The organism is Rhizobium sp. WYJ-E13, assembly GCF_018987265.1.
Taxonomy (GTDB): Bacteria; Pseudomonadota; Alphaproteobacteria; order Rhizobiales; family Rhizobiaceae; genus Rhizobium.
In genome coordinates this window covers 568,148-581,362 of the sequence record NZ_CP076853.1, presented here as the reverse complement: position 1 = coordinate 581,362, position 13,215 = coordinate 568,148, and the positions used below count along the sequence as shown (strand labels likewise).

General features: G+C 60.6%; 15 protein-coding genes and 2 tRNA genes. 9 read left to right on the top strand and 8 right to left on the bottom strand.

Features of this window, described 5'->3' with window-relative positions; genetic code table 11:
* Positions 1–49 precede the first annotated feature (49 nt).
* Positions 50–1,468 (bottom strand): PLP-dependent aminotransferase family protein, encoded by a 1,419-nt coding sequence (locus KQ933_RS02845; RefSeq protein ID WP_216757293.1) that lies wholly within the window; start codon positions 1,466–1,468, stop codon positions 50–52.
* A gap of 98 nt (positions 1,469–1,566) precedes the next feature.
* On the opposite strand from KQ933_RS02845, the gene KQ933_RS02840 reads away from it, so the two are divergent.
* Both KQ933_RS02840 and yghU read left to right on the top strand, forming a co-directional pair.
* On the top strand, positions 1,567–2,226 hold the full coding sequence (locus KQ933_RS02840; protein ID WP_216758814.1) for a GNAT family N-acetyltransferase: 660 nt from the start codon (positions 1,567–1,569) through the stop codon (positions 2,224–2,226).
* 140 nt (positions 2,227–2,366) lie between these two features.
* A complete protein-coding gene (gene yghU, locus KQ933_RS02835; RefSeq protein WP_216757292.1) occupies positions 2,367–3,245 on the top strand; it encodes a glutathione-dependent disulfide-bond oxidoreductase in 879 nt (292 codons plus the stop codon).
* 341 nt (positions 3,246–3,586) lie between these two features.
* Here yghU and KQ933_RS02830 read toward each other — a convergent pair whose 3' ends face one another.
* The 3 genes from KQ933_RS02830 to KQ933_RS02820 all read right to left on the bottom strand — a co-directional run bounded on the left by KQ933_RS02830 (position 3,587) and on the right by KQ933_RS02820 (position 5,027).
* The gene (locus tag KQ933_RS02830) at positions 3,587–3,772 is read right to left on the bottom strand and encodes a hypothetical protein (RefSeq protein WP_216757291.1); all 186 of its coding nucleotides are present in this window, start codon (positions 3,770–3,772) and stop codon (positions 3,587–3,589) included.
* Positions 3,773–4,034: 262 nt separating this feature from the next.
* A complete protein-coding gene (locus KQ933_RS02825; protein ID WP_216757290.1) occupies positions 4,035–4,607 on the bottom strand; it encodes a DUF2569 family protein in 573 nt (190 codons plus the stop codon).
* 343 nt (positions 4,608–4,950) lie between these two features.
* A tRNA-Pro gene (locus tag KQ933_RS02820) sits at positions 4,951–5,027 on the bottom strand.
* 261 nt (positions 5,028–5,288) lie between these two features.
* On the opposite strand from KQ933_RS02820, the gene KQ933_RS02815 reads away from it, so the two are divergent.
* On the top strand, positions 5,289–5,699 hold the full coding sequence (locus KQ933_RS02815) for a hypothetical protein (RefSeq protein ID WP_216757289.1): 411 nt from the start codon (positions 5,289–5,291) through the stop codon (positions 5,697–5,699).
* A gap of 143 nt (positions 5,700–5,842) precedes the next feature.
* Here KQ933_RS02815 and KQ933_RS02810 read toward each other — a convergent pair.
* Positions 5,843–5,917, bottom strand: a tRNA-Gln gene (locus KQ933_RS02810).
* A gap of 159 nt (positions 5,918–6,076) precedes the next feature.
* Between KQ933_RS02810 and KQ933_RS02805 the strand changes: the two genes are divergently transcribed.
* Genes KQ933_RS02805 through KQ933_RS02795 form a run of 3 tightly spaced genes read left to right on the top strand, consistent with a single transcriptional unit; the run spans position 6,077 to position 7,748 of the window.
* Positions 6,077–6,373, top strand: a complete 297-nt coding sequence (locus KQ933_RS02805; RefSeq protein WP_216757288.1) for a cupin domain-containing protein — start codon at positions 6,077–6,079, stop codon at positions 6,371–6,373.
* A gap of 2 nt (positions 6,374–6,375) precedes the next feature.
* Positions 6,376–7,290, top strand: a complete 915-nt coding sequence (locus KQ933_RS02800) for an MBL fold metallo-hydrolase (protein WP_216757287.1) — start codon at positions 6,376–6,378, stop codon at positions 7,288–7,290.
* Positions 7,291–7,292: 2 nt separating this feature from the next.
* The gene (locus tag KQ933_RS02795; protein ID WP_216757286.1) at positions 7,293–7,748 is read left to right on the top strand and encodes a thiol-disulfide oxidoreductase DCC family protein; all 456 of its coding nucleotides are present in this window, start codon (positions 7,293–7,295) and stop codon (positions 7,746–7,748) included.
* Between the two features lie 166 nt (positions 7,749–7,914).
* On the opposite strand, the gene KQ933_RS02790 is transcribed toward KQ933_RS02795, so the two are convergent.
* Positions 7,915–8,820 (bottom strand): DUF1499 domain-containing protein, encoded by a 906-nt coding sequence (locus tag KQ933_RS02790; protein ID WP_216757285.1) that lies wholly within the window; start codon positions 8,818–8,820, stop codon positions 7,915–7,917.
* A 226-nt stretch (positions 8,821–9,046) separates the two neighbouring features.
* Here KQ933_RS02790 and KQ933_RS02785 point away from each other — a divergent pair, with 226 nt between their 5' ends.
* Positions 9,047–9,436 (top strand): hypothetical protein, encoded by a 390-nt coding sequence (locus KQ933_RS02785; protein WP_216757284.1) that lies wholly within the window; start codon positions 9,047–9,049, stop codon positions 9,434–9,436.
* A gap of 3 nt (positions 9,437–9,439) precedes the next feature.
* Here the strand turns inward: KQ933_RS02785 and KQ933_RS02780 are convergent, their stop codons facing one another.
* Positions 9,440–9,685, bottom strand: coding sequence for a hypothetical protein (locus tag KQ933_RS02780; RefSeq protein ID WP_113427151.1), 246 nt, complete (start codon positions 9,683–9,685; stop codon positions 9,440–9,442).
* Between the two features lie 109 nt (positions 9,686–9,794).
* On the opposite strand from KQ933_RS02780, the gene KQ933_RS02775 reads away from it, so the two are divergent.
* Positions 9,795–9,992 (top strand): hypothetical protein, encoded by a 198-nt coding sequence (locus tag KQ933_RS02775; RefSeq protein WP_216757283.1) that lies wholly within the window; start codon positions 9,795–9,797, stop codon positions 9,990–9,992.
* A gap of 90 nt (positions 9,993–10,082) precedes the next feature.
* Positions 10,083–10,358 (top strand): hypothetical protein, encoded by a 276-nt coding sequence (locus KQ933_RS02770; protein WP_216757282.1) that lies wholly within the window; start codon positions 10,083–10,085, stop codon positions 10,356–10,358.
* On the opposite strand, the gene ppdK is transcribed toward KQ933_RS02770, so the two are convergent.
* Positions 10,352–13,018: a pyruvate, phosphate dikinase gene (gene ppdK, locus KQ933_RS02765; RefSeq protein ID WP_216757281.1), complete on the bottom strand. Its 2,667-nt coding sequence runs from the start codon at positions 13,016–13,018 to the stop codon at positions 10,352–10,354. The genes KQ933_RS02770 and ppdK overlap by 7 nt on opposite strands.
* Positions 13,019–13,215 lie beyond the last annotated feature (197 nt).

The window sequence follows — 13,215 nt, the reverse complement described above, 5'->3', positions numbered from 1 at the left end:
GGCACCCACGTGAGCGCTGCGCCCGGACCCGTTCCGGGCGCATGCGTTTTTACACCAGCACCGCTCTGAGATCGGCGGCCAGTCTTTGAACGGCAGCCGCTTCCGCTTGCGAGATACCGAAGAGAATGCCGGGGGCAGATCTGCCGATAAAGAAACCCGACATCGGCATCAGACCATATCCTGATGCATTCACCTTCGCGACGACCGCCCGGTCATCCACCGTCTCATCGCGAAACCAGGTTGCGAGCTGCAATCCGCCATTGCCGCCCGAAATGACAAGCCTTCCGCCAAAATGGCTCTCCAGCATTCCGATCGTCCGGGCCATGCGCTCGGCATATTGCTGGTTCATGCGCCTCAGATAGGCACGCAGACGGCCCTCATTGATGAAATCGGCAAGGGCGGCCTGGACATGGGTGGAGACGGCGACGCCCCTGCGATGCAGCGCCTCCGAAGCCTCCGATACCAGCCAGCGCGGCACGACCGCGTAGGCGACACGCAGGCCGGGTGCCAGCACCTTCGAGAAGGTGCCGACATAGGCGACGACCTGGGCCCTGTCGATGCCCTGCAAGGCGGCGATCGGCCGCGAGCCATATTGAAAATCGCTGTCGTAATCATCCTCGACGATAAGGCTTTCGTGACGGCGTGCCGCCTCCAGCAGCGCCAGCCGGCGCGGCAGGCTCAGCGTGGCGCCGGTCGGATATTGATGGGATGGCGTCACGTAGATCAGTGCTGGGATCGGCGCCGGCTGCGGGCCGTCCTCCCCGGAAACGTCGATGCCCTGATCATCGCAAGGAACCGGCACGACTTCGGCGCCGGCATCGCTTAGCAGCAAGCGTGCGGCGGGATAGCCGGGATCTTCCATCCAAGCGGCTCTGCGCCCGCTCCGCCTCAGCATGGTCCTTGCCAGCATGTCGATTGCCGCGCGGGTGGAGGGCACGATCATCACCTGCTCCGGCTCGGCGACCACGCCGCGCGTCACGGAGACATGCGCAAGGATGGCTTCGCGCAGTTCGCGGATACCGGTTGCGTGCTCATAGCCGAGATGATGGATGCGCAAAGACCGGCTGCGTGCGGCAAGATGGCGGCTCCAGACGGCATGCGGGAAATCCGATACGTCAGGCACGCCCGGCCGGAACAGGGCGCGGTAGGGCGGCTGTTCCAAACGTTCTTCCTTCACCGGCACGCGGTCGCCCTGCTGCCGCTCGGGCCGCATCCGTGCAAGGGCGGCAATCCGTGTCGCAGCGCCGGCGGACGCTTCGATATATCCTTCAGCCTTCAGGCGGTCGTACGCCTCGACGACAGTCGAGCGCGCAACACCAAGCGACACCGCAAAAGCGCGGGTCGACGACAGCTTGTGACCGGCCGGAAGCTGGCCGAGCAGGATACGGTCGCGCAGGCTTCGATAGATCTGGCCGGCGAGATCGCCTCCGTTGCGATCGAGGTCGAGCCATGCAGGTGTCGGCGTCATTCTTCCACTGGTCTGCTCAAAAGGTCGGAACTGGACTTTTACTCCAGTCCATTTGCAGGGCAAGAGCAGTTAGGTTTGATGCAACAATGGATAAGACGATGGATCTCTCCAACTGGAAGGGTGTCGCCCGCCCCGCCCGCGCCCCGATTGACGGCCGCTACACCCGCCTCGAGCCGCTGGACGCCGCAAGGCACGGCGCCGATCTTCTTCGCTCGGCGCAGCAGCCCGGTGCGGAAGACCGCTTCCGCTATCTCTTCGAAAGCGCACCCGCCGATATGGCAGCCTTCACCCCCTGGCTCGAAAGATCAGTGGCAAGCGAGGATCCGCTGTTCTTCGCCGTCATCGACAAGGCGACGGGACGCGCCGAGGGCCGGCAGGGGCTGATGCGCATCGATACCGCGAACGGCGTCATCGAGATCGGCAACATCCTTTGGGGACCTGATATCGCTCGCACGCGGGTTGCGACCGAAGCGCTCTATCTCTGCGCCGCTTACGTCTTCGACACGCTTGGCTACCGGCGCTTCGAATGGAAGTGCAACAACCTCAACGAACCGTCGAAGCGGGCGGCACAACGCTTCGGTTTCTCCTTCGAGGGCATCTTCCGCCAGCATATGGTGCAGAAGGGCCGCAACCGCGACACCGCCTGGTTTGCCATGATCGATGGGGACTGGCCGAAGCTGAAGGCCGGATATGAGGCATGGCTCGCGCCTGAGAACTTCGATGCCGACGGCCGGCAAAAGAGCAAGCTCAACTTCTGAATGAGCGAGCGCGGCGGCAATTTAAAGCCGCCGCCCTGATGACAATAACTTCATTGCTACCAATATGTTCATGGGTCCCAATTGAGATTAGGGATTGGGCCTTTCACGTAAAGCACGAAGTTGTTCTGTCAGGAGCTCATATGACCAGTTCGTCCGAGTATACGCCCCCCAAGATCTGGACCTGGGACAAGGAAAACGGCGGCCAGTTCGCCAGCATCAACCGCCCGATCGCCGGGCCGACCCATGACAAGGAATTGCCGATCGGCCGTCACCCGCTACAGCTTTATTCGCTTGGAACGCCGAATGGCGTGAAAATCACTATCATGCTGGAGGAGTTGCTGGCGCTTGGCCATCGCGGCGCGGAATATGACGCCTGGCTGATCAGGATCGGCGATGGCGACCAGTTCGGCAGCGGCTTCGTCGAGGTCAACCCGAACTCCAAGATCCCGGCCCTGATGGACCGCAGCGGCGAAAAGCCAGTGCGCATCTTCGAATCCGGCGCGATCCTCACCTATCTCGCCGAAAAATTCGGCGCCTTCCTGCCGACCGATCCGGCCAAGCGTGCCGAATGCTTCTCCTGGCTGTTCTGGCAGGTCGGCAGCGCGCCCTATCTCGGCGGCGGCTTCGGCCATTTCTATGCCTATGCGCCGACGAAGATCGAATATGCGATCAACCGTTTCGCCATGGAAACCAAGCGCCAGCTCGACGTGCTCGACCGGCGCCTGGCCGAAAGCGAATATATCGCCGGCGACGAGCTCACCATCGCCGACATGGCGATCTGGCCTTGGTATGGCGGCCTCGTGAAGGGCTGGATGTACGGTGATTCCGCCGAATTCCTGCAGGTGCAGGAATACAAGAACATGAAGCGCTGGGCCGACATGATCGGCGACCGCCCGGCCGTCAAGCGCGGCCGCATGGTCAACCGCGTCAGCGGCGAGCCTTCCAGCCAGCTCCACGAACGCCATGACGCCAGCGACTTCGAGACGAAGACGCAGGACAAGCTGCAGGCAGCCGAGTGACGGCACCGGAAAGGCGGGCGCGTCGTTACGACGGCGTGCTCTCCTTGCCAAAAAACGGCGCAAGGCCGAAATCGCAAATTTTCCCACTAAAAATTACGGGTTTTTAAGCGAACTGTACCAAATCCGGCAAAAGTGCCCTCGCCTCATTCTTCCAGTCTTGCTGAAATGCAAACGCTCTCCTGCCACCTTTCGGAGAGCTTTCCCTATCTGCCCCGCCGAAAGCCACCGGTGGGGCTTTTTTGTTTCAAGGCATCCGGGACATGGAAAACGCCACGCGCCTGTGACAGAGCAGAGTGACGCGCAACGATCATTCATAGCTTGAGGTGAAGACAGCTTCCGGTCTAACGCCACTTCGGCTGGGGCGTCGGAGCGTTTGCCTGGATCTCATGAAGGGGCGCCCGATGGCCCAGGAGCTTCTTCAGCTTCTTCTCCTCGGCCGGGCCTATCCCGAATTTTCGGCAATGTTCAGCGATATCCTGATCTTTCGGGCCGGGAATCCGGACTTGGCGATTGTTCATCTGCTTCATTGACGCTTCCTCCTCCGAAGGAAACCAGCTTAGCGGCTATTTGTTCGTTAGCAATGTCTAAAATTTAGGGTTTGCGGTGTTTTAAGGCGGCGAAGCACGGTTTGCTGGGCAGCGGCGAACATTGCTGCCGGGGAGAATATTTAAGCCAGCGAATTGACTGCAGGGCGAACATTGGCAAGAGGACTTGCTTTCACATGGACGAGAAAACATCGGTCGAAGAAATCGGTAGCTGACTGCAAGCCTGACGCGCGGTACCGTCAGACTAACCTTCAATATGCTTGAAAGCAGCGGGGCTGAGAGAACCGTTCACGAAAGTGTTTTTTACACGCTTGGACTTGAACATATACAGCACCCAGATAAATCCTGCGATGATCGGTCCGATCGTCTTGCCCATCTCGTCGCCGCTGAAAAGAGAGCCAGCAGGGATACTGAAAACGGCGGAGACCAGAACAACATCGAGAATGATGTACACTAGGAGAGCTATCCACTGGATCAAAAACAGCCTCGGAAACAGATAGCTCTTTGAGTACATAGCAAAAATGGTGACAACCTCTAGCGCGAGCATCGCCACCGTCAGTGTATTCTCGCCATAGTATACAACGAGGCCATTGGGTATCGCGGCGAACTGTTCGCGCATTTTCCAATTCTGCGCCAGCGTAGTGAGCGCATAGATTGGCGACAAGGTTTGCCCGATCATCGGCAGGATGAGCCACCCACCGAACCCCTTCAGCTCACCGGTCGGCGAACTTTTCCTCCGTGCAGACAACACTGCGTAGGCGATCACGCCGATGATCAGTAGTACAATCGCCCAATGCCAGAACGAAAACGATCCCATCTCGACCCCATCCTCACCGATGAGTTGTATATGATGTCTCGCGATTCGCGTACAGTGGTCCGTTGGAGATTGGTTATTTTCCGGGTGTCATCACTACGCAAGCGGCTTTTCAATCCGCAAGTGCGCGATGTTTTGGAGTAGCAGCGCTGCAAGATTTGCCGCTTCAAGCCTTCGGCGTTCGCTCAATTAGCAACTCGCATTCTATGCCCCGTCAGTTGCATTGAGGTCGCTGCGCTCACAGCGACTGCAACCATTCGAAATTGTGTCTGCCGGAGGGCAGCTTAAGGCATTGGATGAGCAAAAACCGCAAATGAAAAAAGCCCGCTTTCGCGGGCTTTTCGGCTGGTCGGAGTGGAGTGATTCGAACACTCGACCCCCACGTCCCGAACGTGGTGCGCTACCAGACTGCGCTACACTCCGTGACCAGCGGCGCCTCTATAGACCGGCCTATCATGTTGCGCAAGCGCCAAAATTCAAAAAGTTGCGGGAATTTTTGACAGGCTCGTGACAAGCCCTTTCAGCCGGCCGTGCAGCAAAAAGCCACACCCCCGGCAAATTCTTCAGAAGCGGCCAAGTGGCAATTTTCTTTTGCCGGGTTACGCGCTAAAGGGCTTGGCGGGACAGGCGAAACCGTCGTGAAGGCGGCTTCGCAGCCACTGGCTATATATCAGGGACGACACGATGAAACTCCGCACCATGACCGGGGCCGCCGCGCTTGCGATTGCGCTTGCCGGATGCACCACCATACCCACTCCCGGCGATCCGATCGAGGCACGCTGGGTCGGCCAGTCGGCCGGCAAGTTCTTTGCCGCCTACGGCCCGCCGCTCAGCGACCGCGACGAAGGCTCGTCGACGATCTATAGCTGGAAGGGCGGCTACAAGACGGTACGCGTTCCCGCGAAATATGCCGAAGGTGCTGACGGCAAGCGCGGCAAGCAGATTGCGAGCGCCCGCACGCTCTACCTGCGCTGCCAGGCCGAAATCACCACCAATTCCGACTACACGATCCGCGATATCCGCACCGTGAACGATATTCCGGGCGTGAATGGTTCTTCCTACTGCGCCGAGTTCCTGGCGCCAGAACAGAAGTAAGTCTGACTGCTTGAAAGACGTTTGATCGAGGCCCGTCGGTGAAAATCGGCGGGCTCTTATTTTGTCGCGACTGAGAAACGCATGAAAGCCTCACCCTGCTTGCCAACAGGGTTCTCGAAAGAGACGAACGGTTTCTGGATGTGTGGCTGGGGCGCCTGGATTCGAACCAGGGGATGGCGGTACCAAAAACCGCTGCCTTACCGCTTGGCTACGCCCCACCAGAGCTGAAGCGCGTGCCGCTTCGCCAAAACGTGGCCTGATTAGCAAAGGACTGTCTGCCCCACAATCACTAAGTTCACTGCGACGTCATATTTGTATGCGCTGTCCCGCCAGCATGATAGGACTTCAGGGATCGACACAGCCAATGGAGAATACCGTTGAGCCAATATCGCGCCCGTCCGCCGGCGCTTGCCACGCTGATCCTCGACGATGCCGTCGTGCGCATTACCCAGTGGGATTTCGAGCCGGGTGCCGATACCGGCGTTCATACGCATGGGTATGGCTATGTCGTGGTGCCGATGACCGATTGCCAGTTCCTGATCGAGGATGCCGAGGGCAGCCGGCGGGTGGATGTCGCCAAGGGGGCTGCCTACCGCCGCGAGGCCGGGACCGAGCACAATGTCGTCAATGCCGGCGACAAACCCATGTCCTTCATCGAGATCGAATATAAATAGACATGTCCGGCGCGAACTTCGATCTTTTCTTCGATCCGGCTTACGGCCAGGCAGTTGCCGTCGCCGATGGCATCCAGCGCCTGACGGCGAAAAATCCGAGCCCTTTCACCTTCCACGGCACGAACAGCTATATCGTCGGCAGCTCGTCAGTCGCCGTCATCGATCCGGGGCCTGAGAACGAGGCACATTTTGAAGCGCTGATGGCAGCACTTGCCGGCCGGCAGGTGACGCATATCTTCGTCAGCCACACCCACCGGGACCACTCGCCGCTCGCAAGGCGGCTGAGCCAAGAAACGGGAGCGCTGACGGTCGGCGAAGGGCCGCACCGCCCGTCACGGCCGCTGCGTGACGGCGAGATCAATCCCTTTGCGGAAAGCTCGGACATGGATTTCCTGCCCGATATCGCTATTCGTGACGGAGAGACGATTTCCTGCGACGGCTGGGCGCTGACGGGCGTGCTGACGCCGGGCCACACGGCCAATCACGCGGCCTTCGCGCTCGAGGGCCGCGGCATCCTGTTTTCTGCGGACCACGTGATGGCCTGGGCGACGACGATCGTTGCACCCCCTGATGGTTCGATGGCGGACTATATGGCTTCGCTCGACAAACTGCTCGGCCGCGACGACCACTTGCTGCTGCCCGGTCACGGCGGACCGGTCACTTCGCCAGCGCCCTTCCTGCGCGGATTGAAGACGCACAGGCGTCTGCGGGAGCGATCCATCATCGAGCGTCTTCGGAAGGGGGACAGCACCATCCCCGATATGGTGAAGGTGATCTACCGCGATACCGACAAGCGGCTGCATGGTGCTGCGGCACTCTCGGTGCTGGCGCATATCGAGGAATTGATGGAGCGCGGCGAGGTCAGCGCCGATGGGCCGCCGTCTCTCTTTGCGCATTATCGATTGGCGGGAGACTGACAATGGCGGCGCGTGCGGATTACAGCTATCGCGACGATCCTTCCGTGCCCGCTTTTGCGGACGACAAGCCGCTGATCCTCTTCGATGGCGAATGTGTCTTCTGCTCCGGCTGGGTGCAGTTTCTGCTGAAGCGGGACACGGAAAAGCGCTACCGCTTTATCGTTGCCCAGACGCCGCTCGGCGAGGCGCTTTACCGGCATTACGGGCTGGAAACGCGCGACTACGAGACCAACCTGCTCATCGACAAGGGCCGCGCCTATTACAAATCCGATGCGACGATCCGCATGCTGGAGGGGCTCGGCATGCCGTGGGCTCTGGCCGGTCTGCTTCGGATCGTGCCGCGATGGATTGCGGATGCGGCTTATGGGATGGTTGCGCGGAATAGGCTGAGGATTGCAGGGCGGCGGGAGAGCTGCATGGTGCCGACGGCGGAGATGCGGGAGAGGTTTCTGGGATAGGCTTGAGGGCCGCACAGCACCTGTCGCCTCGCCGCGTTTTAGGAGAGGTTTGCAGTAAGGGCGTTTCAATATGCCTCACTGTATCCCGGCCCTTCGCGTGGCTCAGGGCGTTCGGTCCTGCAATCGATTCACTGGATCGATTGCTGCTGCTCCGCAGCACCGGACCTCACCCACCCGCAATCCCCAATAGTTCGGAGTCGAGGGCACCAAGATATTGCTCGGCCACTTCGGCGCTGAAGCCGAGATCGTGCTGGCCGTAGCGGGATGCGACGCGCACGTCCACGAAGGTGGTTTCAGCTTCTTCACGCAGACGGATGATGATGTCGAAACGCAGGCCGAGGATGAGAGTGCGGGTCGTGCCCTGTACGATCACGCCATTCGCCCCGCGGATCAGCTTGGCAACGCTATCCTCATAGGGCCGCGGCATCGGCACGGGGATGATATCGGGTGAATCGGCCACACCGCTCTCCGGCTGAGCAGGAACGGGCTTGTCCTCCAAGTCGCGGCCGGGCGTCGTATCGCCTTCGCTTTTGGTGATGGTGATGCCGTTCTGCTTGGCGACCTTCTTGACCGCCTCGAGAACGCGGTCGAGCGCGCCGTCATAGCGGCGGCCGGTCAGCTCCGGATAGGCAACAAGCTGCCTCTCGCGGTCGCCAGGCGTGATCACCGGGTCGCGCGGAAGCCAAATCTGGTCGGCCTGCGGCGGCGAGAGCCAGTCGGGTGTGGCGGCGGTATCCGTGGTGACGTCATAGATCGCCGGCAGGGTGAAGTAGCGCTCCGCCGCAAAGGCGCCGATGCCGAGCGGAAAGGCGGCATAGATGAGAGCTGCCAGCGCATTCAGCCCGCCTTCGGCACCCGTCATCCAGAGGCTGCGCAGGCCGATTGCGGCCAGCAGGGTGGCGAGAACAGCACAGCCGACGGAAACGAGCAGCACCAGGACGAGATAGGGTGTCGCCAGCCCGCCGAAGCGATGAGCGATCAGCACCGCCACCGAAAGCACAAGCGCAAACGCCCCGAAATGCCGAGAAAAGCGGGCAGCGCTGGAAACGGGACGATCGAAGCGGATGGCCATCAGATTAACCGGTTGGTCGGCGGCAGCTTTTTGAATGCACCTGCCGCCATCAACTTTTCTAGTGCAAGATTCGTCTAAATTGAAACGCTTGTCTGAGGATTGCAGAAGCAATCCACTTCAAAGGCCAAATCAAAGAGCACACGATCTCCATAAGCCATTGCTGATATGCCGTAAAAAGGCCATTCTGCCGGGGTCTCATGTATTTCCCACGAAACAGGAGAGACAGATGATCTCATCCCAGACGATGGAAAGGCAGCAGGCCTCCTCGCTTGGCGGTGTCGACCGCGCCGAGCCGCTGCTGCCGCTGGAACTTCTCGAACTCGAGCTTTCACTGGAAGGTTATTCCGGCGGCGAGGGCGGCTTCTGCGAGGCGGTGCGCAAGGCAGCGACTGAAGCACGTGGCGAATTTCTCTTCGACCTGCCGGCGGCGGGTCTTGTCGAGGATTGCCGGCGCATTGCCGTGCTGCGCATCCCGACGTCGGACAAGAATATGCGTGTGGTTCTTACCCTGCTCGATCAGAATGGCACGGAAATCCGCATGCAGGCGCCTGATGAAAATACCGAGCATCTGGTGCGTTTCGCCGATGCCTTCATCGAGGTTCTCGAGCGTATCTGAAGTTTAATCGCGGCCGGCTGCAGCTTCCGCCAGCGAGCGGAAGGGAAACTTGCGGCCGCATTCGCATTTCAGCATGAAGCTCTCCTGATGGACCGAAGGGCGCTGCACGAAGAAGCCGCGCGGCAGCTGATCCACCTTGAAGTCGGGTGTTTTTCGCTTGGCGTCGTCGATCTCGGAGGCTTCGGCAAAGCCACTGTTGCCGCATTGCGGGCAGGTGAGTTTCTTCGAGAATCGATCGCGGATCGCCATGGTGCTCTTTCCAGTGCTGCTATCTTTGCTCTTACATAGGAACGCATGGCGGGGAAAGTGGAACCAAGCATGCATCCTATCGTTCCTTCCTCTATGAAGGAGGCGAATCATGCCGAACAAAGATCCGATTCCCACTCCCGGCGAAGAGACGCCGCTTAGCCCGCAGCCGACACCAGGCATTCCCGACCGCATTCAGGAAAAACCGCCGCTGCCGCCAGTACAGGACCCGAGCGACACGAAGAACCCGGAAGGCCGGCCGCTTGACCCGGCGCTGCTGCCGATTGGCGACCCTGCGGGCGCGGCCTGATATCAGAGTGAGGTTGACGGGCCTGGCAGGTTGACGACGCTTGGCAGATGGATTTTCCTGGTCGGACATTCATGCTCGAGGGATAGACCGATGCGCCCATATGTTCTGCCGCTTCTTGCCGTTCTGGCCGTCGGGCTTGCCGCCTGCCAGACCCTGACGCCCGAGGAGCGCCGGGCACGTGACGAACAGACCTGCCTCGGCTATGGCTTCAAACGCGGTACGGATGGCTTTGCCAACTGCCTGCAGCGCATCGATCTCGATCGCCGCGCCCAGGCTCGCTACGACAGCGCCTGGGTGATGGCCGACATGGCCTATAATCTGAACGGTCCCTACGTTTATCCGCGCTACTATCGCTACCGTCACTGAGCGCTGGAAATCACTGCCTGCGCGGCTGCAAGCCGCGCAATCGGCACGCGAAAGGGCGAACAGGAGACGTAGTCGAGGCCGATCGTCTCGCAGAAATGGATCGAGGCGGGATCGCCGCCATGTTCACCGCAGATGCCGAGCTTCATGTCGTTGCGCGTGCGCCGGCCGCGCTCCGCAGCGATGCGGATCAGTTCGCCCACTCCATCAAAATCCAGGGATATGAAGGGATCATGCTCGATGATGCCCTTACGCTGATAGGTCGGGATGAAGGCCGAGGCATCGTCGCGTGAAATGCCGAAGGTGGTCTGCGTCAGGTCGTTGGTGCCGAAGGAAAAGAATTCGGCGGCTTCCGCAATGACATGGGCGCGCAGTGCCGCGCGCGGCAGCTCGATCATCGTGCCAACCAGATAATCGATGCGCATCCTGGCTTCCGACATGACGTCCTGCGCCACGGTATCGATCTTCGCCTTGACGTAATCGAGCTCGGAACGCAGGCCGACGAGCGGCACCATGATTTCGGGAACGACGGCGGCGCCGGTTTCCTGTGCAGCGGCGACCGCCGCCTCGAAGATGGCGCGGGCCTGCATCTCGACGATCTCAGGATAGGAGATGGCAAGACGGCAGCCGCGATGGCCGAGCATGGGATTGAACTCATGCAGCGCATCGACGCGCTGGCGCAGCGCCGTGGGTTCCATGTCCATCGCAAAGGCGACCTCGGCAATCTCCTCATCGCTCTTCGGCAGGAATTCGTGCAGCGGCGGGTCTAGCAGGCGGATCGTCACCGGCAGGCCGTGCATGACAGTGAACAGGCCGGTGAAATCGCTCCGCTGCATGGGCAGGAGCTTGTCGAGAGCGCCCCGCCTGCCCTTCTCATCTTCAGCCAGGATCATCTCGCGCATGACATGGATGCGCTCACCCTCGAAGAACATATGCTCGGTGCGGCAAAGCCCGATGCCCTCCGCACCGAAGGAGCGCGCCGCGCGGGCATCCGCCGGCGTATCGGCATTGGTGCGCACGGTCATGCGGCGCGCGCGGTCCGCCCAGCCCATGATACGGCCGAAATCGCCTGACAATTCCGGCTGGATCATCGGCACTTCGCCCTTCAGCACCTGGCCGGCAGAACCGTCGATGGTGATGATATCGCCCCTCTTCAGCGTCACGCCGATACCGATCAGCTTTTCGTTGCGGGCATCGATGCGCATGGTGCCTGCGCCGACGACGCAAGGGATACCCATGCCGCGGGCAACCACGGCCGCATGGCTGGTCATGCCGCCACGCGTCGTCAGGATGCCTTCCGCCGCATGCATGCCGTGAATATCTTCGGGGCTCGTCTCGACGCGCAGCAGAATGACCTTGCGCCCCTCGGCCTCCGCCTCGACCGCCTCTTCCGCCGTGAAGACGATCTCGCCGGTTGCCGCCCCCGGAGAGGCCGGCAGGCCGGAGCCGATCACCTGACGGCTGACGCGCGGATCGATGGTCGGATGCAGGAGTTGGTCGAGCGTCGAGGGCTCGATGCGAAGGACTGCCTCATCCTCGGTGATCACGCCTTCGTCCACCATGTCGACGGCGATCCTCATCGCCGCGCGCGTCGAGCGCTTGCCGGAGCGCGTCTGCAGCATCCAGAGCTTGCCGCGCTCGATGGTGAATTCGATATCCTGCATGTCACGGTAGTGAGATTCGAGCTCGGCGCAGATGCGGCCGAACTCCTTGAAGGCCTCCGGCATCAGCTTTTCCATCGAAGGCTTCTCGGAACCGGAAGCAATACGCCCCTCCTCGGTGATGCTCTGCGGCGTGCGGATGCCGGCGACGACGTCTTCACCCTGCGCATTCACCAGGAATTCGCCGTAGAGGATCTTTTCCCCGGTCGAGGGATTGCGAGTGAAGGCAACACCTGTCGCCGATGCATTGCCGAGATTGCCGAAGACCATGGCCTGGATATTGACCGCCGTGCCCCAGGCTTCCGGGATATTATGAAGCTGGCGGTAAGTGACGGCGCGTGCGCTCATCCAACTTGCAAACACCGCACCGACAGCCCCCCAGAGCTGTATTGCCGGATCCTGCGGAAAAGACTCGTCCAGCTCTTCCTCTATCAGCGCCTTGTAGAGCGAAACGACGTGCTGCCATTCAGTCGCGCTGAGCTCAGTATCGAATTCATGACCAAGGCGTGCCTTCTCATCCTCGAGAATTTCCTCGAAGAGATCGTTGCCGAGACCCATCACGACATCGGCATACATCTGGATGAAGCGGCGATAGCTGTCCCAGGCGAAGCGCGCGTCACCGGCATCATGGCCGAGCGCCTGCACCGTCTCATCGTTCAGGCCGAGATTGAGCACCGTATCCATCATGCCCGGCATGGAAACACGGGCGCCGGAGCGAACGGAGAGCAGAAGAGGCTGGTTACCCGCACCGAAACGGCGGCCGGTTGTCTGCTCGATACCGGCAATGCCCGCAAGTACCTGCTCCTTCAACGCCGGATCGATCTTGCGGCCGTTCTTGTAATAGGTGTTGCAGGCTTCGCTGACGATAGTGAGGCCGGGAGGAACCGGCAGACCGAGGCTGCACATTTCGGCGAGATTGGCGCCCTTGCCGCCAAGAATCTCCCTATCGCGCGCCCGGCCTTCAGCCTGTCCGTTGCCGAACGTATAGACCCACTTGGTCATCTTCCCCCCAACACCATTTCGGGGACCAGCTTAATCCCTTGGTGTTGAAATGAAAATCGACAATTGCGGCGAAATGTTGCGCTGCACAATAAATCCCTAACGGGATACAGAATCAAACGATTGAAAATCGAGAGGCGCATAAAAAAAGCTTTGCGGGACTGCAACAACGGTCCCGCAAAGCCTTGTTTCCGTCCGGC